This window comes from Streptomyces sp. DT2A-34, from assembly GCF_030499515.1.
GTDB lineage: Bacteria > Actinomycetota > Actinomycetes > Streptomycetales > Streptomycetaceae > Streptomyces.
In genome coordinates this window covers 7,077,561-7,099,567 of record NZ_JASTWJ010000001.1, presented here as the reverse complement: position 1 = coordinate 7,099,567, position 22,007 = coordinate 7,077,561, and the positions used below count along the sequence as shown (strand labels likewise).

General features: G+C 68.8%; 19 protein-coding genes and 1 pseudogene. 6 read left to right on the top strand and 14 right to left on the bottom strand.

The window, feature by feature from the left end:
- Positions 1-7 precede the first annotated feature (7 nt).
- Both QQM39_RS31865 and QQM39_RS31860 read left to right on the top strand, forming a co-directional pair.
- Positions 8-1,057: pseudogene (locus tag QQM39_RS31865) on the top strand (aldose epimerase family protein); the annotation flags it as partial.
- A gap of 209 nt (positions 1,058-1,266) precedes the next feature.
- Positions 1,267-2,841 carry a histidinol-phosphate transaminase gene (locus QQM39_RS31860; RefSeq protein ID WP_302000993.1) on the top strand — a complete coding sequence of 525 codons (1,575 nt, stop codon included), beginning with the start codon at positions 1,267-1,269 and terminating at the stop codon, positions 2,839-2,841.
- Between the two features lie 93 nt (positions 2,842-2,934).
- Here the strand turns inward: QQM39_RS31860 and QQM39_RS31855 are convergent, their stop codons facing one another.
- Together QQM39_RS31855 and QQM39_RS31850 are read right to left on the bottom strand one after the other, a co-directional pair.
- The gene (locus QQM39_RS31855; protein WP_302000992.1) at positions 2,935-4,368 is read right to left on the bottom strand and encodes a family 43 glycosylhydrolase; all 1,434 of its coding nucleotides are present in this window, start codon (positions 4,366-4,368) and stop codon (positions 2,935-2,937) included.
- Positions 4,350-5,273: an arabinan endo-1,5-alpha-L-arabinosidase gene (locus QQM39_RS31850; protein WP_302003799.1), complete on the bottom strand. Its 924-nt coding sequence runs from the start codon at positions 5,271-5,273 to the stop codon at positions 4,350-4,352. The genes QQM39_RS31855 and QQM39_RS31850 overlap by 19 nt, the downstream gene beginning before the upstream one ends.
- A gap of 350 nt (positions 5,274-5,623) precedes the next feature.
- Here QQM39_RS31850 and QQM39_RS31845 point away from each other — a divergent pair, with 350 nt between their 5' ends.
- A complete protein-coding gene (locus QQM39_RS31845; RefSeq protein ID WP_302000991.1) occupies positions 5,624-6,043 on the top strand; it encodes a hypothetical protein in 420 nt (139 codons plus the stop codon).
- Here QQM39_RS31845 and QQM39_RS31840 read toward each other — a convergent pair.
- A complete protein-coding gene (locus QQM39_RS31840; protein WP_302000990.1) occupies positions 6,040-6,519 on the bottom strand; it encodes an ATP-binding protein in 480 nt (159 codons plus the stop codon). The two genes, QQM39_RS31845 and QQM39_RS31840, sit on opposite strands and share 4 nt — an antisense overlap.
- Positions 6,520-6,649: 130 nt before the next feature.
- On the opposite strand from QQM39_RS31840, the gene QQM39_RS31835 reads away from it, so the two are divergent.
- Together QQM39_RS31835 and QQM39_RS31830 are read left to right on the top strand one after the other, a co-directional pair.
- Positions 6,650-7,498 (top strand): helix-turn-helix transcriptional regulator, encoded by an 849-nt coding sequence (locus QQM39_RS31835; protein WP_302000989.1) that lies wholly within the window; start codon positions 6,650-6,652, stop codon positions 7,496-7,498.
- Entirely contained in the window at positions 7,495-7,740 is a 246-nt protein-coding gene (locus QQM39_RS31830; RefSeq protein WP_302000988.1) for a DUF397 domain-containing protein, read from the top strand. The genes QQM39_RS31835 and QQM39_RS31830 overlap by 4 nt, the downstream gene beginning before the upstream one ends.
- A 53-nt stretch (positions 7,741-7,793) precedes the next feature.
- On the opposite strand, the gene QQM39_RS31825 is transcribed toward QQM39_RS31830, so the two are convergent.
- From QQM39_RS31825 to QQM39_RS31810, 4 genes are all read right to left on the bottom strand, one after another.
- A complete protein-coding gene (locus QQM39_RS31825) occupies positions 7,794-8,024 on the bottom strand; it encodes a hypothetical protein (protein WP_302000987.1) in 231 nt (76 codons plus the stop codon).
- A gap of 388 nt (positions 8,025-8,412) precedes the next feature.
- Positions 8,413-10,374, bottom strand: coding sequence for a WD40 repeat domain-containing protein (locus QQM39_RS31820; protein WP_302000986.1), 1,962 nt, complete (start codon positions 10,372-10,374; stop codon positions 8,413-8,415).
- Positions 10,375-10,428: 54 nt separating this feature from the next.
- Positions 10,429-12,108 carry an ATP-binding protein gene (locus tag QQM39_RS31815; RefSeq protein ID WP_302000985.1) on the bottom strand — a complete coding sequence of 560 codons (1,680 nt, stop codon included), beginning with the start codon at positions 12,106-12,108 and terminating at the stop codon, positions 10,429-10,431.
- A complete protein-coding gene (locus tag QQM39_RS31810; protein ID WP_302000983.1) occupies positions 12,105-12,473 on the bottom strand; it encodes a hypothetical protein in 369 nt (122 codons plus the stop codon). The genes QQM39_RS31815 and QQM39_RS31810 overlap by 4 nt, the downstream gene beginning before the upstream one ends.
- A 229-nt stretch (positions 12,474-12,702) precedes the next feature.
- Here QQM39_RS31810 and QQM39_RS31805 point away from each other — a divergent pair, with 229 nt between their 5' ends.
- A complete protein-coding gene (locus QQM39_RS31805; protein WP_302000982.1) occupies positions 12,703-13,473 on the top strand; it encodes an intradiol ring-cleavage dioxygenase in 771 nt (256 codons plus the stop codon).
- 43 nt (positions 13,474-13,516) lie between these two features.
- Here the strand turns inward: QQM39_RS31805 and QQM39_RS31800 are convergent, their stop codons facing one another.
- From QQM39_RS31800 to QQM39_RS31770, 7 genes are all read right to left on the bottom strand, one after another.
- The gene (locus QQM39_RS31800; RefSeq protein ID WP_302000981.1) at positions 13,517-14,176 is read right to left on the bottom strand and encodes a DUF4360 domain-containing protein; all 660 of its coding nucleotides are present in this window, start codon (positions 14,174-14,176) and stop codon (positions 13,517-13,519) included.
- 621 nt (positions 14,177-14,797) lie between these two features.
- Positions 14,798-15,712 (bottom strand): sulfite exporter TauE/SafE family protein, encoded by a 915-nt coding sequence (locus QQM39_RS31795; protein ID WP_302000980.1) that lies wholly within the window; start codon positions 15,710-15,712, stop codon positions 14,798-14,800.
- A gap of 147 nt (positions 15,713-15,859) precedes the next feature.
- Complete coding sequence (locus QQM39_RS31790; protein ID WP_302000979.1) at positions 15,860-17,377, bottom strand: alpha-N-arabinofuranosidase; 1,518 nt, start codon at positions 17,375-17,377, stop codon at positions 15,860-15,862.
- Positions 17,378-17,484: 107 nt separating this feature from the next.
- Entirely contained in the window at positions 17,485-18,456 is a 972-nt protein-coding gene (locus tag QQM39_RS31785) for an arabinan endo-1,5-alpha-L-arabinosidase (protein WP_302000978.1), read from the bottom strand.
- Positions 18,453-19,334, bottom strand: a complete 882-nt coding sequence (locus tag QQM39_RS31780; protein WP_302003798.1) for a carbohydrate ABC transporter permease — start codon at positions 19,332-19,334, stop codon at positions 18,453-18,455. The genes QQM39_RS31785 and QQM39_RS31780 overlap by 4 nt, the downstream gene beginning before the upstream one ends.
- A 14-nt stretch (positions 19,335-19,348) precedes the next feature.
- On the bottom strand, positions 19,349-20,287 hold the full coding sequence (locus QQM39_RS31775; RefSeq protein WP_302000977.1) for a carbohydrate ABC transporter permease: 939 nt from the start codon (positions 20,285-20,287) through the stop codon (positions 19,349-19,351).
- Positions 20,284-21,633: an extracellular solute-binding protein gene (locus tag QQM39_RS31770; protein ID WP_302000976.1), complete on the bottom strand. Its 1,350-nt coding sequence runs from the start codon at positions 21,631-21,633 to the stop codon at positions 20,284-20,286. The genes QQM39_RS31775 and QQM39_RS31770 overlap by 4 nt, the downstream gene beginning before the upstream one ends.
- Positions 21,634-22,007 lie beyond the last annotated feature (374 nt).

Below are 22,007 nucleotides of genomic sequence, written 5' to 3'. Positions count from 1 at the left end.
CAACACGCCGGTGAAGTCCCTCTTCGGCACCCTCGCCGACGGCACGGAGGTCCACAGCTGGTCGCTGGCCAACGGCGGCACGCGGATGAAGGTCCTCTCCTACGGCGGCATCGTGCAGTCCCTGGAGATCCCGGACCGCCGCGGCCGGCTCGCCAACGTCTCCCTGGGCTTCGACACCATCGAGGACTACGTCGCGGGGAGCCCGTACTTCGGCGCCCTGATCGGCCGGTACGGCAACCGCATCGGCAAGGGCCGGTTCACCCTCGACGGCAAGGCCTACCAGGTCGACGTCGACGACGGCGTGAACAGCCTGCACGGCGGCGCCAAGGGCTTCGACAAGCAGGTGTGGGACATCGAGCCCTTCACCAAGGGCTCCGACGTCGGCCTCTACCTGTACTACACCTCCGTCGACGGCGAGATGGGCTACCCGGGCACGCTCAAGGTGAAGGTGACGTACACCCTCACCACACACGGCGACTGGCGCATCGACTACGAGGCCACCACCGACAAGGCCACCCTCGTCAACCTCACCAACCACGTCTACTGGAACCTCGCCGGCGAGGGCAGCGGCACGATCGAGAACCACGAGCTGAAGATCGCCGCGTCCCGCTACACCCCCGTCGACCCGGGCCTCATCCCCACCGGTGAGCCGGCCCCCGTCGCGGACACCCCCTTCGACTTCCGCCGCACCAAGCGCATCGGCGAGAACCTCCGCGAGGCGCACGAGCAGTTGCTGTACGCCAAGGGCATCGACCACAACTGGGTGCTCGACAAGGGCATCTCGCCGAAGCCCGAGTGGTGCGCGACCCTGAAGGACCCCTTCTCCGGCCGCACCCTGCGGATGGCGACCACCGAGCCCGGCCTGCAGTTCTACTCGGGCAACTTCCTCGACGGCACCCTGGTCGGCCCCTCCGGCCGCACATACCGGCAGGGCGACGCGCTGTGCCTGGAGACGCAGCACTTCCCGGACTCGCCGAACAAGCCGTCGTTCCCGTCGACGGTGCTGCGGCCGGGACAGACGTACCGGTCGACGACGATCCACTCGTTCAGCCGCTGACGTCTCATCGAGGGGTGTTCCGACGCCTGATCCGACGTCCGCTCTGACGGACCTTCACAGGTGGCACACAAGTTCTTACCGGTTTCTCAGTGGTTGAACAGCGTCACCCCAGCCTCCGTATGTAAGGGCGGCCCGTGCTCCCCCGCGCGGGCCACCCAAGACGACGGGCCCGGTCTTCCCCGCCGGGCCCGCCCTCATACGGAGGTTCCATGGCCGACAACGTCACCTCGCTGTTCCGCAGCACCGCGGCACACAGCCCGTCGATGGCGGCGTTGACGCGGGAGGGCGGCGACGGGGCCGGTCCGGTCGACTTCTGCATTCCCTGCAACCCGTACTTCCCGACGCCGGAGATGTTCCAGGACATGGGGGCGCGGCTGCGGGACATCATCACCTACTACCCGAGCAGCGCCGACACCATCACGGCCGAGCTGTGCAGCCTGCTTCAGCTCCCGCCGCAGTGCGTGGCGATGGGCAACGGCTCCACGGAGCTGATCACCTGGATCGACCACCTCCTGGTCCGTGAGTCCCTCGCCATCCCCGTCCCCACCTTCGGCCGCTGGACCGACCAGCCGATGGAGACCGGCAAGCGGGTCGACATGTTCCCGCTCCAGGAGTCCAGCGGATTCGCCCTGGACCTCGCGCAGTACGGCGAGTTCATCCGGGCCAGGGGGACGCGGGTGGCGGTGATCTGCAACCCGAACAACCCCGACGGCGGCTACCTCCACAAGCACGCGCTCGTGCAGTTCATGGACGCGATGGCCGACCTCGACCTGGTCATCATCGACAAGTCGTTCCTGGAGTTCGCCGACGCCGAGCAGGAGCCGTCGGCGGTCCAGGAGGCGATGCTGCGCCCGAACGTCATCGTGCTGCGCAGCCTCGGCAAGAACTTCGGTCTGCACGGCATCCGCTTCGGCTACCTGGTCGCCAACCCGGCGCTCGCGGGCATGGTCCGCTCGATGCTGCCGAAGTGGAACCTCAACGCCTTCGCCGAGCACGTGGTGTTCATGCTCAAGAACCACGGCGCCGAGTACGCGCAGAGCCTCCACCAGGTGCGCCGGGACCGTCTCGACATGGCGAGCCAGCTCTCCGCGCTGCCCGGTCTGACGGTGTACCCGTCCCAGGGCAACTTCCTCTTCGTGCGCCTCCCCGTCGGCGCGGAAGGCACCGTGGTCCGCGACCGGCTGCTCACCGAGCACCGGATCCTGGTCCGCGAGTGCGGCAACAAGATCGGTTCGTCAAGCCGCTTCCTGCGACTCGTGGTGCGCCCCCAGACGGACGTGCGTCGCCTGGTGTCCGGCCTGGAGCAGGTGCTCTACGGGTCCAGGAGGGGAGCCGCCGTACCCGAGCTGGGTACAGGGACCAACTACAGCTCGGGTACGGCGGCCGTGGACCGGTTGGTCGGCTCCACCAACGGTTCGGGTATGCAGGGGCTGGCCGCGCAGGCCATGAGTGCCGGGATGCCTGCGGCGGCTCAACCCGCCGGTATGCCGATGCCGATGCCGGCGCCGGCTCCGGTGGCTCCGGCCCCGGTGGCTCCGGCCCCCGCCCCGGCCCCCGCTCCCATGCCCGCCCCCTCGCCGATGCCGTTCCCGTCGCCTGTGGCGCCCGCTGCGGCTGCGGCTGCGATGCCTGGGCCCACCCCGCCGGGGGTGCCGGCTCGGGGTGGGCTTACGGCGGCGCAGGTGCGGGGGACGACCGGGCCGGGACTTACTCCGGCCGCGACGACCGGGTGGCCCAACAGTCAGAGTTGGCCCAATGCGGCGGGGATGGGGCAGGTCGGGTAGCGCCTTCTCGCCGTAGGGGTGCGGGTACTTGTGCGGCTGCCGGTCCGTTGTGGCTTGTCGCGCAGTTCCCCGCGCCCCTGAAGGTTGGCTGCACTACGCCGGAGTCAACCTCCACTGTTGGCAGTTGTTGCCCAGCCACGTCCACTGGCGTACATCCGTTCCGTCGGCCGTCCCGCAGTCCGCCACATCCGCCACCTTGCCCGTGGCCTGGTTGGCGATCTGGACGTAGCCGCTGTCCGTGGCGATGAAGCGGAAGCGCTGGCAGGTGTTGCTCAGCCAGGACCACTGGCGCAGGTCCGCGCCATCCGCGCTGGAGCAGTTCTCGGTGTCGAGGACCTTGCCGGTGGCGACGTTGACCAGGCGGTGGGTGTCGTCCCCGAGGTCCTCCAGGCGCCACTTCTGGTTGTTGCCGCCGCTGCACGCCCACTGCTGCACATTGGCGCCGTCGGCGGTCGAACTCCCCGCCACGTCAAGACACTTGCCACTGTTGCGGTTGCTGATGGTGTACGTCGTGGAGGCGCTGGACGGCTCCCCGGAGGGGCCGGTGAGGGACGCGCCGAGCCGCACCGGGGTTCCGAAGTTCGGGGTGCCGTCGGAGTTCCAGGTGAACTTCTGCGCCCGTGCCGTACGGCCGTTGTCGCAGCCGTCGCTCGCGCTGTCGTTGGCGTGGTAGACGATCCAGCTCTCGGTGCCGTCGGGGGAGGTGAAGAAGCCGTTGTGGCCGGGCCCGTACACGCCATTGGCGTCACTGCGCTGGAAGACGGGCGTGGACTTCTTGGTCCAGGAGGATGCCGAGAGCGGGTCGGAGCCCGTCAGGGTCAGCTGACCGAGCTTGTAGTCGGGCGTCCAGCAGCCGCTGGCCGAGTAGATGAGGAAGGTCCTCCCGCCGCGCTGGAGGATCTCCGGTCCCTCGTTGACCGTGCCGTTGCGCTCCCAGTCGTAGGTCGGCGTGGAGACGGTCGAGAAGCCGGTGGCGAGGGTGTACGGGTTCGACATGCGGGCCGCGACGATGTTCTGCGTGCCGCCGCCGTTCGCGCTGCCGAAGAGGTACAGCTGACCGTTGATGGTGGCCACGTTCGGGTCCAGCATCCAGGCCGAGTTGAGCTGGTTCCTGTAGGTGTACGGACCCATGGGGTCGGACCCGGCGCTCTCCAGCACATGGGTGCGCTGCGTCGGGATGTAGTCGGAGACGTTCTGCCCGGCGACGTAGTACATGTACCAGCGGCCGTTGATGAAGTGCATCTCGGGCGCCCAGATGTTGCAGCAGCGGTTCGCCGCGTCGCCCTTCCACACCTGCACGCTGGGCGCGGTGGCGAGGCCGGCGAGGGTGGCGGACTTGCGCATGGTGATGACGTCGGTCCAACTCGTCGTCACCATGTAGTAGTTGCCGTTGTGGTACGAGATCCAGGGGTCGGCGCCCTTCTGCGTCTTGACCGGGTTGGCGAAGGACGCCGCGCTCGCGGACGGCTGCCCGATCGAGAGTGCCAGCAGCAGCGCTGCCAGCAGGGTCAGTATGCGACGGGCCATCCGGTGCTCCAGTTCAGAAGGTTGATGCCCAGTTTGGGCGTGCCGTTGTCGTTGCCGTCGTAGTAGTGGTAGACGATCAGGTCGCCGTCGACGTCGTTCATGATCGACTGGCCGCCGGGGCCGATGACGCTGCCCTGCGACTCGAGGACGGGCGTCCCGCCGTTGTTCATCATCGAGACGCCGTTCTTGTCGACGTACGGCCCGGTGACGCTGGTGGACCGCCCGACCTTGACCTTGTAGGTGCTGCTGGTGCCGGCGCAGCAGGTGTCGTAGGAGGCGAAGAGGTAGTAGTAGCTGCCCCGCTTGACGATGTAGGGCGCTTCGACGGCCTTGGTGCCGGTGGGGCGGGAGGCGAGCGAGTAGCGGGTGGTGTTGCTCGACAGCTGCTTTCCGGTGGACGGGTTGATCTGGATCATCTTGATGCCGGTCCACCAACTGCCGAAGGACAGCCACCACTTGCCGTCGCTGTCGACGAAGAGGTTGGGGTCGATGGCGTTGTAGTCGCTGGAGGAGCCGGACGTGTAGACGATGCCCTGGTCCGTCCAGCTGCCCGGCCGGCCGGTGCTGGAGGTGGCGAGGCCGATGGCGGACGTGTTCGAGCCGAACTTCGAGACGGAGTAGTACATCAGGTACTTGCCGCCCTGGTACGAGATGTCCGGCGCCCAGGCCTCCGGCACGGAGGAGTACGTCGACCACCAGCCGGGACGGCTGCCGAAGGCGTCGCCGCCCGCGCTGAAGGCGGTGCGGTCGGACGACGCCTTGCTGGCGATGCCGCCGCCGGTGGCGTACAGCAGGTACTGGCCGGACGAGGTGCGGATCATCGTCGGGTCGTGCGTGACGACGGAGCCGGTGACCCGGCCGGGGTTGGGGTACGCCGACGCCGAGGACGGGACGAGGGCGAGCAGGGCGGCGGCGGGGAGGGCGAAGAGGGCGGCTCGGCGGGAGGTACCGGACGTACGGGACCTGCGGGAAGTGCGGGAAGTGCGGGAAGTGCGGGAGGTACGGGAGGTGCGGCTCACGTGGATCCTCCTTGCGGTGGGGGGAGTTCATATGGCGTTCGACATTTCGATCATCGATCGTCACTTCGGACGGGACCGTAGAATCGAATCACTTGCGCGTCAACGGTCCGCGCAGACACAGAAAGTCGCCAGCACCGCAGGGGTTGTTCAGAGATCAAGTATTGGGCATAGTCCGTTCACCATCGCGGAGATCTTGTGAACACCGCGCCACCTGGGATCCACAGGGAGAAACAGGCATGCCCAAGCTCAGACGCATAGTCGTGACCGCCCTCGCCGCGTCCGCCCTCACCGTCGCGACGGCCACCTCGGCCCAGGCGGCCACCATCGACGACTACACGAACACGGCCGACGTCTGCGGTTCCGTCGGCTTCAGCAGGTACGGCGACGTCTTCCGGTTCCTCGACGTCTGCACGGACGGCAGGGGCGTGCGGGTACAGGCCACAAACCCGACGACGGGAGTCCCGTCCACCAGCGACGCCAAGTGGCACCACGACTACACCGGCGGCTACACCGGCTACGACTGGAACAACGCCGGTGTCTACAACACGGACATCGACGAGGACGCCTGCTTCTACTTCCGGGCGGGCCTTGTCGACAACGGCGACTTCGTCGACGACTCGTACGGCAGCTGGCGCCAGGCCTGCGCCTCGAACTAGCCCGGCGAGCAGTGACCGACAAGTGACAGCCACCCCGGCAGGTCCACCTCCGCACGGACGGTCTTGCCGGGTGGCTCGCGGTCCAGCACCTCCCACCGGTCGGCCAGCGCCTCGACGAGGACGAGACCGCGGCCGTGTTCGTCGAGCGGGTGCGGAGGTTGTACGTCGCCGGGTTTCGGGGGGCGGGGTTCGGTACGGGTGTCACTGACCTCGACGCGGATGCTGCCCGTGGGGAGCGACAGACGCAGCTCGAAGTCGCGGCCGGGGACGCGGCCGTGGGTGACGGCATTGGCGGCCAGCTCGGCGACGATCACGGCGACGGCCTCGGAGGCCCTGCTGCCGTCCGGGACGCCCCAGGCGTGGAGTTGGGCCAGGGCGAGGTGCCGGGCCAGGCGGGCGCCGCGCGGGGTCGCGCTGAGGCGCTGGGTGAACACACGTACGGTAACCGGCGGTTGGGGGGTGTGGGGTGCGGGCATGGGCCCAATCTGGCGGGTGGGGCCGGTAGTTCACCAGGTGAGTGGCGCGTACGGTGCGGGAGCGTACGCGGTTACCGGCTGGACAGTACTCGTGACCACCCGTGACCATGGGCGCGGGAGGTGACCGACAGTGGTCGATGGTGCGGTGGGGACGGGTGCGGCTACGGGCGGCGAGCCGGAGTCTTCGGACAGTCTGCGGACGTTCGGGGCCGTGGTTCAGGCGTTGCGGGAGCATGCCGGGTTGAGCCGGGAGGAGTTCGGGGACCAGGTGGGGCTCTCCAAACACACGGTGGCTTCCATCGAGTTGGGGCGGCGGATGCCGGACCCGACGTTCGCGGAGCGGGCGGAGGCGGTGCTGGGGAATACGGGGGCCTTGCGGAAGGCGGCGCTGCATCTGGCTCGGCAGCCGGGGTTGGCGGCTTGGTTTCGGCGGTGGGCACAGCTGGAGGCCACGGCGATCACTCTGTACACGTACGAATGCCGCATGGCGCCTGGGCTGTTGCAGACCGAGCCGTACTCGCGGGCGATGGCCGTCGACCACGTGCCGCCGTTGGACGACACGCAGATCGAGGAGAGGTGGGCTGCCCGGGCAGATCGGCAGCGGCTACTGCGGGAGCGGCCGAACACCGCGTTCAGCTTCATCATCGAAGAGCACGTGTTCCTGCGGCGAACAGGCGGTGTGGAAGTGACTCGTGAGCTCATTGATCACGTGCTGGAACTCGCCGCGTTGCGCAACGTCGAGATCCAGGTCATGCCGCTGGTGCAGCAATCGCACTCAGGGCTGCAAGGCCCCCTCCAGCTGCTGGAGACGCCGGAGAACAAGTGGTACGCCTACATCGAAGGACAGGAGAGTGGCCAGCTAATCATCGACCCGAAAGTGGTCAGCGTGCTCCAGAGGCGGTATGCCAGGATGCGTTCACAGGCTCTCAGCATGGAGGACACCGTGAGCCTGTTACAGCGGATGCGAGGAGACCTATGAGCACGTCCGAACTGACCTGGTTCAAGAGCAATTACAGCAGCGCATCCGGGGATGACTGTGTCGAAGTTGCCCTCTCCTGGCGCAAGTCCAGCTACAGCAGCAGCGCTTCCGGCGACTGCGTCGAGGTCGCCACCTGCCCCCACACCATCCACGTCCGCGACTCCAAGGCCCCGGACGAACGCCAGTTGGCGCTTACGACGGAAGCCTGGGCGGCGTTTGTCCGCCACTGCGGGAAAGGCTAGAAAGAAATCGGGCCCCGGAATCAAATGATCCAGGGCCCGTCGCACACGTTTCGTCAGTGACCGGCAGCGTGCGCGTGCACGCCCAGCGCGACGCCCTCGGGCGAAACCGCCGCGAAGACATCGGCGCAGGCGACGGCGGACACGGTCTCGGAGAGACCGGCGACACCGCCGGAGAGGGTGCCCGCGAGACCGGCGGAGGCGGCGGCGCCCGCCTGACCACCAGCGATGTTGTCCAGGACGGCGTCGGCGATCTCGGCCGTTTCAACCTGAGAGGTGAAGCTCATAACCTGCGGTTCCCTTCGCGTGAACATGCTGCAAAATACGGCGGTGGCTACCCGATTCCCGGGCCGGAATCCATTCCCGACGCCTCCATCCGTGCGCAGGATCAAAGCACGCTGACGAGGAGACGGCCAGCCGCACCAGGGCGGTGCACGACGCATTCCGGCGGCGGGCTTCACCGCTATGACCGCAGGGTCACCGAATACGCCAACTTCTTCACGGGACCTGCCGCCTTACTGCGTACCTGACTGTTGCGACCCGGTTTCCAAGGCGGACACTTCGGCGACAAGACGGCACGGGCGACCGGGATGTGGTGGATGGCCAGGCCCGGCATGAACTTCTGGCGCGCTGGTGTGGACGTTTGTCGCAGGTTCGGGCCCAACGCCAGGGACGCTAGGCGTCGGCCGGCTCCCACAGCAGGATCGCGCGGTCGCGGCCGCCGGTGGCGAGCATGGTGCGCCCGTCGACATCCGGTACGACGCACACCGCGTTCAGCCAACTGTCGCTGTGGCCACTGAGAGGCTCGCCGATCGGCTGGAGGGTGCGCGGATTCCACAGACGTAGCAGTCCGTCATGGCCGATGGTGACCAGTCGGGCTCCGTCGGCACCGGGCAGCACACACATGCCCGTCACCCAGTTGTGGGCGTGAAGTGGCTCGGCAACGGGCTCGCAGGTGGTGGGGTCCCACAGCCACACGAGCCCGTCACGGCCGCCGCTGGCGAGGAGAGTGCGGCCGTCGGCGCCGGGCAGGGCACACAACGCCTGGACCCAGTTGAAGTCGAAATCGCTGGCGGGCTCCATGTTCGTCCCGACCTGCCGGCGCGTCAGCGGGTCGTACAGTTGCACGGTCGCTTTGCCGGAGACCACGGCGACGAGCGTGCGGCCGTCGACAGCGGGCACCGGGCATACGGTGGCGCGCTCGGTCGTTCCGACGCTCTCGAACGGCTCGTCCACGGGTTGCCCGGTGGCCGGGTCCCACAGTTGCAGCAACGTGCGGTAGCTGGATGTGGCGAGCAACGTGCGGCCGCCGGCATCGGGCACCACGCACATCACGGACGCGTCGTGCCAGCGGTTCCGGGCGGGGGTGCCGATCTGGTCGCCGGTGGCCGGGTCCCACCGCCGCAGACGACCGTCCTCGTGCACGCTGAACAACACGGTACGGTCGCCGACGTCCTCGACCGCACACACGGCCATGGTCCAGTTGCTCGCGCGACGGTAGCCGTCGTCGCGACGTCCGTCGGCACGAGGAATGTCGAGCCAGGCGTGCACGAGGTCGCCGGATGCCGGATCCCACAACCGGATCGAGGCGTCATGGGCGCCGCTGGCGATCAAGGTCCGACCGCCGACGGCGGGCACCGCGCACAGGGTCCTGACCCAGTCGCCGTGCCCGTCCGACCCCGTGCCGGGCGCGTCCTCGTCCGTCAGGTCCCACAGCCGTACCGACCCGTGGTCGCTGCGCCCGCTGTGCTCGACGCTCGCGAGCCGGGCACCGCCGTCGCCGGAAGGGATGACGCACAAGGACTCCACGTCCCCGATATGTCCCGTCAGTGGCGGCCCGACGGGTGCGCCGGTCGCCGGATCCCACACCCGGATCGTCCCGTTGCGGCCGCCCGCAGCGATCAGTGCGCGACCGTCGGCGCCGGGCACCTCGCACATCACGGTCACCTCGTCGTCCTGCCCGCTCAACGGCGTGCCGACCGGTTGCCCGGAAACCGGGTCACACAACACGATCTGCCCGTCACGGCCACCACTCGTGGCGAGCAGCGTGCGGCCGTCCACATCGGACACCACGCACATCGTCGCGACGTAGTCGGTTCGCAAGGTACCGACCGATTGTCCGGTGGCAGGATCCAGCAGCCGGACCTGTCCGAACTGGACAACGGCCAGAAGGGTGCTCTCACCGGCCCCGGGCACCGCGCACATGCGTCTGGGCAGCACGTCGTCCTGCGGCCATTCGCGGATCTGCCTCCAAGTGTCCGGGTCCCACAATCGCACCCCCTCCTTGTCCCCGGTGGCCAGCACCGTGCGACCGTCCACGTCAAGGAGCGCGCACACGGAGGTGACGGCCTCACCGTTGCCCGCCAGGTCCGCGACCTCTTCGCCCGTGATCGGGTCCCATACCGGCACCGAGCCGTCCTTGCGGCCTGCGACGAGCAGCGTGCGGCCGTCGGCGACGGGCAGGGCGCACAGGGCGTTGACCCAGCGTGAGGTGCGCTCGAACGGCGGGCGGTGGGCGTCCGCCGCGTCGTTCCTGCCGGTGAGGACGGCGAGCAGGTCACCGGAGTCCGGGTCCCACAGCGAAACCGACCCGAGGATGTGACCGGTCGCGAGCAGGGTCCGGCCGCCGACCGGCACGGCGCACGCGTAGTGCGGGGAGTCCGTGGTGACGACCCGGTGCGGGACACCGGATCACCACGCGGCGCGTAGCCGCCACGGCCATGACTGTCCGGCGGCGCAGGCCTCGGCCAACTCGGCGCTGCGGTTGCGGCGGGCGTGGACGTGCAGCCACCACCGCCGGCGCTCCTCGCTCGGTTCCCGTCGCCAGTCGTACAGCGCCAGCTCGTACGCGCCGAGCGCCCGGCGGCCGGTCACGGTGGTGAGATCCCGGCGGTGCCGCAGCAGCGCCGGTGGCTCGACCGTCAGCAAAAACCCTGGTTTCCCGACGAGTTCGTCCAGCCGCCCGCACGCGGACGCGTGCCGCGGAAGCCAGAACCGGCCGTAGCCGCCGACGTCCGACCAGTCGTCGTCGGAGGCCATCTGCGTGTCGACAAGGCGGCAGTGCGCCCTCTCCAGCGCCTCGTTCAACTCCTGGCGCAGGCCCGCGTCCAGTTCGTCGTCGGACCCGGTCTCGAAAAGATCCCGCAGGCTCTGGTGGCGGATCGAGTACCGGCCGCTTTCCCGGCTCAGGAAGGGCCGGAACGCCCGGTCCAGCCACCGGCGCGCGGGCCGCTGGTCGACTCCGGCGATGTGGGCGAGGACGTCCGGATCGGCGGGTGCCTGCGCGGCGGCCAGCGCCGCGAGCACCGGTTCGCCCACGCCGTCCCAGTCGGCGGTTTCCCGCCATCGGCCGATCTGTTCCTCGTAGTACCCGGCGAGCCCGTCGGGCAGCCGGCCGACCTCGTCCGGCGACCGGGTTCCCTGGGCGATCTCGTCGAGCACGTATCGCGCGTAGATCCACACCCCGCCGCAGCGTTCGGCCAGGGAGTCCACGAACCGGTCGGCCGGCACCCGGTGGGCGCGGAGGGCGTCGTACAGGCTGGTGCCGGTCTCACCGACCCGGATCCTCAGGTACGCCAGCAGGTCGCTGCGGTTCTCCGGACCGTCCACGTGGATCTCCAGGACGTCGGTCTGCGCCCGGAGGTTCGACAGGTTCACTCCGAACCTGCTGGTCGCCACGATGTGCACCCCGCGCGGCAGATGCTGGGGTCTCGGCAGCCCGAGCGGGATGCCCGTGTCGCTGCCGCGCGCCGGCGGTTCGGCCTCGTCGAGGCCGTCGACCAGCAGCACCAGCGGCGTCGTCGGCGCCACGCGGTCCCGCTCGGCCGCGGCCGCGTGCAGCACCTTCACCAACCAGTCCGGGCGCTCCGCGCCTTCGGGCAGCAGCCCGCCGGGGCACAGCCTGTCCTCCAGCTGCCACCGGTGCACGAGCTGGGCGGCGAGATTCTTGCGGGCGGTCTCCGGGTGGCCTCCGGCGGCGAAGGCGCTGAAGTGCTGCGGCCAGCTCCTGGTCCGCGCCAGATGGGCACTGAGACTGGTCTTGCCGATCCCCGCCTCGGACAGGACGAGCACATATCCCTTGTCCCGCTGCGAGATCGCGTCGTCGATCCGCTCGATGAGCCAGCCGCGACCGGTGAAGTGGCCCAGGTCGAGGTCGTTCAGCAACGGCGTCGGATCGACGATCGCGTCCGTCACCCGCGCGAACGCGCCCACCCCGATCGACACCGTCACCGGCGCGTTGATGTCCCGCCCGGCGGTCACCGCTCCCGCGCCCGCCACCGCGTCCGGGGGCAGCCCGACGACCTCCGTCGACACCCTGCCCTTGATGTCCCGGCCCGCGCCGACCGCGCCGGGGCCGAGCTCGCCCTTCACCGATCCTGGTCCCCGGCCGGCGGCGCGAAGTCCACCCTGGTGGTGACCTCGCCGTCGATGTCCCGGCCCGCCTCGACCGCGCCCGCTCCCCCGGCGGTGTCGGCGTCCGCCGGCAGGCCGGTGACCCTCGTGGACACCGAGTTCTTGATGTCCCGCTGGGCCCGCACGCCGCCCACACCGAGCAGTACCGGCTGCTGACGCAACGCCAGCCACCCGGCCAGCGCCGCCGACAGGATCACGGCCGCCCCGAACGCGACCCACCAGCCCCAACCGGCGTCCAGCTGCTCCATCAGCAGCGCGACCACCGCGCCGAGCACCACCGTTGCCGCGGCGCTCGCGGCGGCGATCATCCGTCTCATCGTCATTCGGCCTCCCCCGTACCGCGGCACACCCTGCACGACGAGGATATCGACAGCCTGGTGTGCTGCCCGTACGAGCGGCCCGCCGCTGTGATCAGTTCCTTCACGCCTCGTACGGGGATCAGCCCGGCGCCGGTACCTCGGACAAGCGATCTGACCGGCACGGAACTTGACGAGCCGACACTTTGCTTAACTGACAGCCATCAACAGGATCCCTTCCTACGGTGCCGTGCTCATGACAGACACTTCGAAGGCAACCCCCACCACGATCGGACGCCGCACCGTACTGATCGCCACCGGCGCCACGGCCGCCTCCCTGGCCGTCGCCGTCGCCGCGCCCGAAGCCCTCACAGCCGAGGCGGCCGACACGGCTCCCGTCGCCGCCGCGGCCGTCTGCACCCTCACCAAGGAGATGACCGAAGGCCCCTACTACCTCGACGGACAGCTCGTCCGCGCCGACATCAGCGAGGACAAGACAGGCTTCCCGCTGCAGCTGACCCTCACCGTCGTCGACGACGACACCTGTGCTCCCCTCGGCAACGCCCTCGTCGAGCTCTGGCACGCCGACGCCCTCGGCGAGTACTCCGGCTTCGTCGGCAACAACGGCCACGACGAGCCCGACAACGGCACCTTCCTGCGCGGCGGCACCCTCACCGACTCCAGCGGGGTCGCCAGGATCACCACCGTCTACCCGGGTTGGTACAGAGGCCGCTGCGTCCACATCCACGTCAAGGTGCACACGGACGTCACCCTCACCTCCGACGGCTCCTTCACGGGCGGCCAGGAGCTGCACACCGGGCAGCTCTTCTTCGACGAGGCGATCACGACGAGAGTCGCCGCGCTCTCGCCGTACTCGGCCAACACGGTCACCCGCACCACCCTCGCCCAGGACTCCATCTACGACGAGGGAGGCGCCGCGTCCGGCCTCCTGACCCTGACGGCCCTGGGCGGTTCGCCGTCGGCGGGATACACGGGGACGCTGACGCTGGGGGTCGAGAGCAGCTGACGTACCCCCAGCGTCAGTTCCCCGGGAGTGTCCGGGGTCCGCTCTAGGACTCCGGGCACTCCTTCCATGCCAGGTGGTACACCGTGCTGATGTCCCCGTCCGTCGAGTCCATCGTCATGAAGCTGACCTTGTCCGGCGAGGACGTGCCGGCGTTGACCCTCAGCTCGGTGTTGATGTTGAAGTTGCGCTGGACTCCACAGGGTGCCCAGACCAGTTGGGCCCAGTCGGTGCTGTCGGTGGCCTGCCAGTTGTCGTTGAGGGGGCCGCTGTAGGAGTGGTTGCGGAACTGGGTGTTCGGGGAGCCCTGGAAGTAGTACGAGGCTCTCTGGATGGCGCTCGCGCCGGGCTGGAGAGCGGCGAAGCCGCGGTAGTCGGCGCTGGCGATGGCGTAGGTGAAGCCCTGTGGGACGTGCACGACCAGGTTGAGCTGGCAGTTCTTGCGGAACGCCGTGGGGTCGGAGTTGCCGCCGGCCTGGGCGAGGTAGTCGCTGTAGGTGACGGTGAAGGCGGTGTTGTCCTCGGAGACGGCGACGGCGGTGGTGCCCTGGGGGCAGCCGGAGCCGTTCACCGTGGCGACCTTGATGACGATCTTGTCCGGCGGCGGGTCTTCGAACGCGGGGGCCGCCTGCGCGGGCAACGCCATGGTGAGCAGGGCGGTCAGCGCGCCTCCGCTCAGCAGGGATCTCAGGAGTCCACGTGCCATGGAGCTCTCCTCGGGGTTGGGGGGTGGCTACGCCCCCGACCCGTGCAGCCCTGTTGAAGCTTTGAAGAAACGGTGACGTTTCCGTGAAGGCCGGAGGCGTACGAATCGTAGGAGTCACACGTGCGGTCGACAGGGGCCAACTCCAGCCATTTACAGCGCAGTTGAGTCACGTGTCCCCAGGTCATTCACAGCCGCACATTAACCTTTTCCTCACCTCCGCCACCGCCGGCGTCCGCGTCCTCAACGCCGAGGCCGCCGAGGGCCCGTACTCCCTCGATGGCGCCCTCGTGCTCTGGCACTGCGACCACGTCCATATGCGGGTGCACACGGATGTGGCGCTCACCGACGACTCGTACACAGGCGGCGAGATCATTCACACCGGGCAGCTGTTCTTCACACCGGGCAGCTGTTCTTCGACCCGGACATCAACACGGAGATCCAGGCGACCTCGCCGTATTCCGGAAACACCACGCGGGAGACGCGGTTGGCGGACGACGGCAGCTACGACGAGGGCGGCGCGTGCTCCGGTCCGCTGACCCTGACCCGCGCTCGGCGACAGCGTCTCGGACGGCTGCAAGGCGACTTGACAGTAGGCGTCAGCACCGCCTGACAGCCGATCGGTCAGGTGCTGACGGGCTGCCGCTCCTCGGCGGACTCGATCCCGGGCGCCTTCCCCTCTTTCAGGTGGGCGCGGATCGAGTACGCCAGGGCGGCGGCCCACACCGCGTACAGGGCGACGTACACCGCCACGGCCGTCACCCCGGACACCGCGAGCCAGTCGCTGTTCAGCAGCGTGCGGACGTTGGTGACGAGGATGACGCCGCCCACCGCCGAGCCCAGCACCCGCGGCGGCAGGATGCGCACCAGCCAGGCGGCGATCGGTGCGGCGACCAGGCCGCCGAGGAGGAAGGCGGCGACCCAGACGAAGTCGATGCCCTGCGAGCCCAGCGAGAGCAGGAAGCCGAGGCTCGCGGCGACCGCGACCAGGAACTCGCTGGTGTCGATCGAGCCGATGACCTTGCGCGGCTCCATCCGCCCGGAGGCGAGCAGGGCGGGAGTCCCGACCGGCCCCCAGCCCCCGCCGCCCGTCGCGTCCAGGAACCCGGCGACCAGGCCGAGGGGGGTCAGGAAGCGGCGCCGCAAGGGCAGGCCCACCCTGCCCTTGGGCAGGCCGCGGAAGGTGAAGCGGGACATGACGTACACGCCGAGGCCCAGCAGGATGAGCGACATCAGCGGTGCCGCCACCTCGGTCGACAGCTTCGACAGGACGGTCGCACCGAGGAAGGAACCGATCGCGCCGGGCACGCCGATCTTCCCGACGACCTTCCAGTCGACGTTCCCGAAGCGCCAGTGCGAGGCGCCGGACATCAGCGTCGTACCGATCTCGGCGAGGTGGACCGTGGCCGAGGCGGCGGCCGGGTTGGTGCCCATGGCCAGCAGCAGAGTGGTCGACGTCACGCCGTAGGCCATGCCGAGGCTGCCGTCCACGAGTTGGGCCCCCAGGCCCGCGAGGGCGAGCACTATCAGCGTGCGCATGCGGCCGGTCCCGTCTTCCCTAGGTTTCCTACCGACTTGGTAGGGATGGACGGGACCAGACCATAGGGCATCAAACCGAGGACGAGCTGAGAGTGTCCAAGGAGTGGACGGGTGTCCGGGATGTGGACATCAGCTCAGGTCCGGACATCAGCTCAGCCGGATCACGTTCCAGGAGAGCGGTTCCAGTACGGCGGTGAGGCGGCCGTCCGTCAGCGCCGTGCCCTCGACCGCGTGCGGGGCGACCCGCTCGGGGTCGTCGAGGGTGTTGCGGGCGTCCGGGTCGGCGTCCGCGAGGGCGCTGTGCTCGACGACCTGCGTCAGGTCGAGGCCGTTCAGGGCGACTTCGAGCGGGAGGGCGTCGGTGCGGCTGCGGTTGACCGCGAAGACGGTGACGGTGCCGTCCTCGGCGCGCACGGCGGTGGCGTGCAGCAGGTCGGTCTCGCCGTACTTCTTCGTCTCGTACGTCGGTGAGTCCACGCGGACGTCCAGGACCTGGCCGCGGCCGTACCGGGAGGCCTGCGCGAAGGGGAAGAACGTCGTCTGCCGCCAGGCCGGGCCGCCCGGCTCGGTCATGATCGGGGCGATGACGTTGACCAGCTGGGCGAGGCAGGCGACGGTGACGCGGTCGGCGTGCCGCAGCAGCGCGATGAGGAGCGAGCCGAAGACGACGGCGTCGGTGACGCTGTAGTTGTCCTCCAGCAGGCGGGGCGCCTCCGGCCAGTCGTCCTGCTCGAACTCCTTGGCGCGCGCCTCCCACTCGGGCAGGTACCAGACGTTCCACTCGTCGAAGGAGAGGTTGATCTTCTTTTTCGACTTCAGCCTGGCGCCCACGTGGTCGGCGGTCGCGACGACGTTGTCGATGAAGGACTCCATGTCGACGGCGGAGGCGAGGAAGGAGTCGATGTCGCCGTTCTCGGGCCAGTAGTAGGCGTGCAGCGAGATGTAGTCGACGAGGTCGTACGTCTCCTTCAGGACCGTCGCCTCCCACTCGGCGAAGGTCGGCATGGACTGGCTGGAGGAACCGCAGGCGACGAGTTCGACGCGGGGGTCCATCTGGCGCATGGCCCGGGCCGTCTCGGCGGCGACGCGGCCGTATTCCTCGGCGGTCTTGTGGCCGGTCTGCCAGGGGCCGTCCATCTCGTTGCCGAGGCACCACAGCTTGATGCCGAAGGGGTCCTTGTCGCCGTGGGAGGCGCGGAGGTCGGAGAGGGCGGTGCCCTCGGCGTGGTTGGCGTACTCCTGGAGCTCCAGGGCTTCGGCGACGCCTCGGGTGCCGAGGTTGACGGCCATCATCGGCTCGGCCTGGGGGCCGACCTTGCGGAGGAAGTCGATGTACTCGGAGAGGCCGAAGCGGTTGGTCTCGGTGGAGTGCCAGGCCAGGTCGAGGCGGCGCGGGCGGTCCTCGGCGGGGCCGACCGAGTCCTCCCACTTGTAGCCGGAGACGAAGTTGCCGCCGGGGTAGCGGAGGGCGGTGACGCCGAGTTCGCGGACGAGGGCGAGGACGTCCTGGCGCAGGCCCTTGTCGTCGGCCGTGGGGTGGTCCGGTTCGAAGATGCCGGTGTAGACGCAGCGGCCGAGGTGTTCGACGAAGGAGCCGAAGAGGCGGGGGTTCACTTCGCCTACGGTGAAGGCGGGGTCGAGGGTGAAGCGGGCCGTGTTGTGCATGGTCGCCTTTCCAGAGGGGTGGTTCTTGTTTCGTTGGCGGCTGCGGGTGTGTGGGGGCTGGTCGCGCCCGCGCGGCGGAGCCGCATATTGGACACAGCCCCGCGCCTCTATAGGGCGATTGGCCAGCCGTTTCTTGTCCAGTGCAGTCTGTTCAAGCCCAGCTTGGGCGTGCCCTCGTCCTCTGCGTCGTAGTAGTGGTACGCCAGCCAGTCTCCGCCGCGAGCGCGGAACACCGACTGGCCTCCCGTGCCGATGTACTGGCCGTGGCCCTCCAATAGCAGGTCTCCCCCGCCCTCCAGCAGCGGCTTGCCCGTGCTGTCGGCGTACGGGCCGGTGACCGACGTCGAGCGGCCCACCCTGATCTTGTACGTCGAGTTCACGCCCGAGCAGCACTGGTCGTAGGAAGCGAACAGGTAGTAGTGGCGGCCGTGCTTGACGATGTAGGGGCCCTCCACCGCGTACGGCGCGTCCGGCCGCGTCGCCAGATGATGGACCGGCGCTCCCGCGACCGCCTTGCCGGTCCTCGGGTTCAGCTCGACCATCCGGATGCCGGTCCAGTACGAGCCGAACGACATCCACAGCTTTCCGTCCGCCTTGATCAGCGCGGGGTCGATGGCGTTCCACTCGTCCGTCCGCTCGGACGTGAAGACCTTGCCGTGGTCGGTCCAGGTGCCGGGGAGGCCGGACCGGGAGGTCGCCACGCCTATCGCGGAGTGGTTGGTGCCCCAACTCGACACCGCGTAGTACAGCCAGTACCTGCCCGCGCGGTACGAGATGTCCGGCGCCCAGGGGTCGCCCGTGTCGTTGTACTCGTACCACCAACTCGGCGGCTCGGCGAAGGCGTTGCCCGCGTCGTCCCAGTGCTTGAGGTCCTTCGAGAGGCGGGCTCCGATGATGCCGCCGGTCGAATAGGCCACGTAGCCGCCGGACTTGAGGTGAATGAGCGTGGGGTCGTGGATGATCTCCTGCCCGGTGATGGGCTGCGGATCTGGATAACTCTGCTCAGCCTGCGCGGTGTTGGGGAGGAAGGCCAAGAGGACCGCCGCCACCACGGCCGTCACCGCTCTGTGCACTCTCACTGTCCCGCCAATCCCGTGTGGGCGACGCCCGCCACGATCTGCCGCTGGAAGAAGACGAAGACAACGATCAGCGGCAGGCCCGCCATGAGGCCGCCGGCCATGAGCTGGGCCCACTGGATGCCGTAGGAGTTCATGACGGTCGCGATGCCGTTCGGCATGGTCATCAGGTCGGGGTTGTTGGTCACCATGTAGGGCCACAGGAAGTTGTTCCAGGAGGCGATGAAGGTAAAGATGCCGACCGCGGCGAGGGAGGGGCGGGCGAGCGGGACGACGATGGTGAAGAAGACCCGCCAGCGGCCGGCGCCGTCGATGAACGCGGCCTCCTCCAGTTCGCGCGGGATGCCCTGGAAGAACTTGTAGAGGATGTAGACCATCGCGGCGGGCGCGCACTGCGGCAGGATCATGCCCCAGTAGGTGTCGACCATCCCCATCTGCTGGACCGTGGTGAACAGGGGGACGCCGAGGACGGCCGGGGAGATCATCAGGCCCGACATGACGATGCCCATGAGCACGCCCTTGCCGCGGAACTCGGTGCGGGCGAAGCCGTATCCGGCGAGGGCGCTGACCGCCAGCACGACGGAGGTGACGCAGACCGACACCACCAGGGAGTTGACGAACCAGTTGGTGACGTTGCCGGTCTCCCACAGCGACTTCCACGCCTGGGTCGTCCAGACCTTCGGCATCCAGTGCGGCGGGATCGCGGCCGCCTCGGCCTCGGACTTGAACGAGGTGAGCAGGGCCGCGGCGATCGGCGTCACGAAGACGGCGGAGACGGCGACGCCGAGGATCGTGAGGATGATCTGGCTGGGCGTCCACGGCTTGCGGGACTTGGTGCGTACGGTGCGTACGGTGCGTACGGCCGTCTCGGCGGTGGTCATCGTCTCGGCGGTGGTCATCGGCCGCCCTCCTCACGGTTGCGCAGCAGCCACATCCGCGTCAGGGCGACGACTGCGATGATCACGAAGAAGATGATGGACATCGCTGAGGCGTAGCCCACGCGGTAGCTGGTGAAGCCCTGTTCGAGGGTGTACTGGACGAAGGAGCGGGTGCTGAGCTCCGGGCCCGGCGCGAAGTCCATCATCACGACGGCCTGGTCGAAGAGCTGGAGCGAGGCGAGGATCTGGAGCGCGATCATCAGGCCGGTGATGTTGCGCAGCATCGGCAGCGTGATGTGGACCATGCGGTGCCAGGCGTTCGCGCCGTCCAGTTTCGCGGCCTCGTAGAGGTGGTCGGGGATGCCCTGGAGTGCGGCGAGGTAGAGCAGGAAGCTGAAGCCGACCGTCCACCACAGGGTCATGATGACGATGGCGAGCATGGCGTACGACTTGTCGGTCAGCCAGGGCGTGTCGATCCCGAGGGTGTCGTTGAACAGGCCGATGCCCTGTTTGAACAGCCACTCCCACATGTTGCCCGCGACCGTCGACGGCAGCAGGAACGGCACGAAGAAGCACAGCCGCCACAGCCATTTGCCGCGTTCGATGTTGTGGGCGAGCATCGCGAGCAGGAAGGCCAGGACCGTGATGCACGGGACGACCAGCAGCGTGAAGTAGGCGCTGTGGCCGAGCGCGTCCCACATCGCCGAGTCGTTCAGGGCCTCGCGGTAGTTGTCGAGGCCGACGAAGCTCGCACCCTCGCCGGAGATGTTGGCGTCCGTGAAGCTGAGGTAGACGCCGCGCAGCAGCGGCCAGATGACGAACAGTACGAAGAGCAGCAGGAAGGGGGCGACGAACCAGCCTCCGTGCTGGAAGCCCTGCTTGCGGCGGAGGGTCGCGGTGGCGGTCGCGGTCCTGGCGCGTGCCGGTGCGACGACGGTCTGAGCGCTGGTCGTCATGCGACCGCACCTCCCTGCGCGGCGGTCCTGCCGTCCATGGGGTTCTTCGAGGCGAGGAGCTTGGTGAGCCGGCTCTTCATGCGGTTCGCCACGGCGGCCGGTTTGGCGGAGCCCATGGTCGAGGAGACGACGACCGGGCCGAGGTCCTGGGCGAGGACGCCGGTGGAACCCGCGAACCACACCTTCGGCTCGGTGGCCTGGTGGTCCATGGCGCTGACGTACTCGTTCTGCGGGGTGAGCTTCTTGTACGCGGCCGTGGAGAGCGTCGGCGTGTACGCGGGGATGTGGCCGCCGGCCGCCCACTGCAGGGCGTGCTTGACGACGTAGGCGGCGAGTTGGTGCGCGTCCTCGTTGGTGGCGCCGCCGCGGCCCGCCTGGTGGGGCAGGACGAAGGCATGCGACTCGGCGTGGGTGGCCTGCTTGCCGAAGACGGGCGGCAGCGGGGTCGCGCCGTAGTCCAGCTCGGCGCCGGAGAAGACCGGCACGGACCAGTTGCCCTCCCAGGTGAAGGGGGCGCCGTTGACGAACTGTTCGCCGGTGGGGGCGCCGGGGATGACGTACCCGTCGGTGACGTGCCTGCGGAGGAACTCCAGGACCTGGGTGGCCTTGTCGGTGTCGAAGAGGACCTCGGTGTTGGCGTCGTTGAACCACTGGCCGCCGAGCTGGGTGTAGAAGGCGACGAAGAACCACCACTGGAAGTTCTGGTCGTTGGTCCACAGACCGATCGTCTGGAGCCCTTTCTTCTGAGCGGCCTTGGCCTTCTTCAGGACGTCGAACCACTCATCGGTCGACGTGACCGGGATCATCCGGCCGTCGTCGCCGAGCAGGTCCGCTTTCTTCAGCACGTCCTTGCGGTAGAAGCAGAGCTGGACGTGGATGTCGAGAGGGAGGGCGTAGAGCTTGCCGTCGATGACGCCGCGCTGCCACAGCGCGGGGTTGTAGTCCTGCTCCCGTACGCCGTACTTGGCGAGCAGGTCGACGTCCCAGGGGTCCAGGAGGCGGCCCGGCGAGAAGCCGGTGACGCGGCCCATGTGCATGACGCCGAGGTCGGGGGCCCGGTTGCCGGCGGCCGCCATGGCGAGCTTGGTGTAGAAGGGGTTGCCCCACTGGAGGGTGGAGTCCTTCACGTCGATGCCGGGGTTCGCCTTACGGAAGGAGTCCAGCATCGCGATCATGTTGGCGCCGTCGCCGCCGCTGAAGAGGTTCCAGTAGCGCACCCGGGTGTCCGCGCTGGAGGCGAGAGCGTCGGCGCCTGTCCCGAGCGCCGCGAAGCCGAAGCTGCCCGCCACGGCCAAACCACCTGCCGCGGCCAGGAGTTGCCTGCGATTCAGGTCAGGTCGTCCCATTCCCCGCCCTAACTGTTCGAGATATCGGATCACGCCCGTAACTTCGAACGGGACCGTAGGCTGCAAGCGCTTTCCAGTCAATGGGTCGTGCACGAATTCGGAGCGGCGTCCGAGCGCGGAGCGGCCCCTCACGAAGCCGCCTACGGTCCGGCAACGCCTCTAAGGGGCGCGGGCCGTATCGATATGCGGCTCCGCCGCATGGGCGCGACCAGCCACAACGAACCCGCAGACGACAGACCACCGATCCCGGCACCCCCTGCGGAGCGGAGCGCTTCGTTCCCGGTTGAACAACGGTCGCCGGATCACATGACGCGGCCACTTCGGGTCGCATAGGCTCGAACGGCCCGCCGAGCGGCGGGGGAACAGGGGATGCG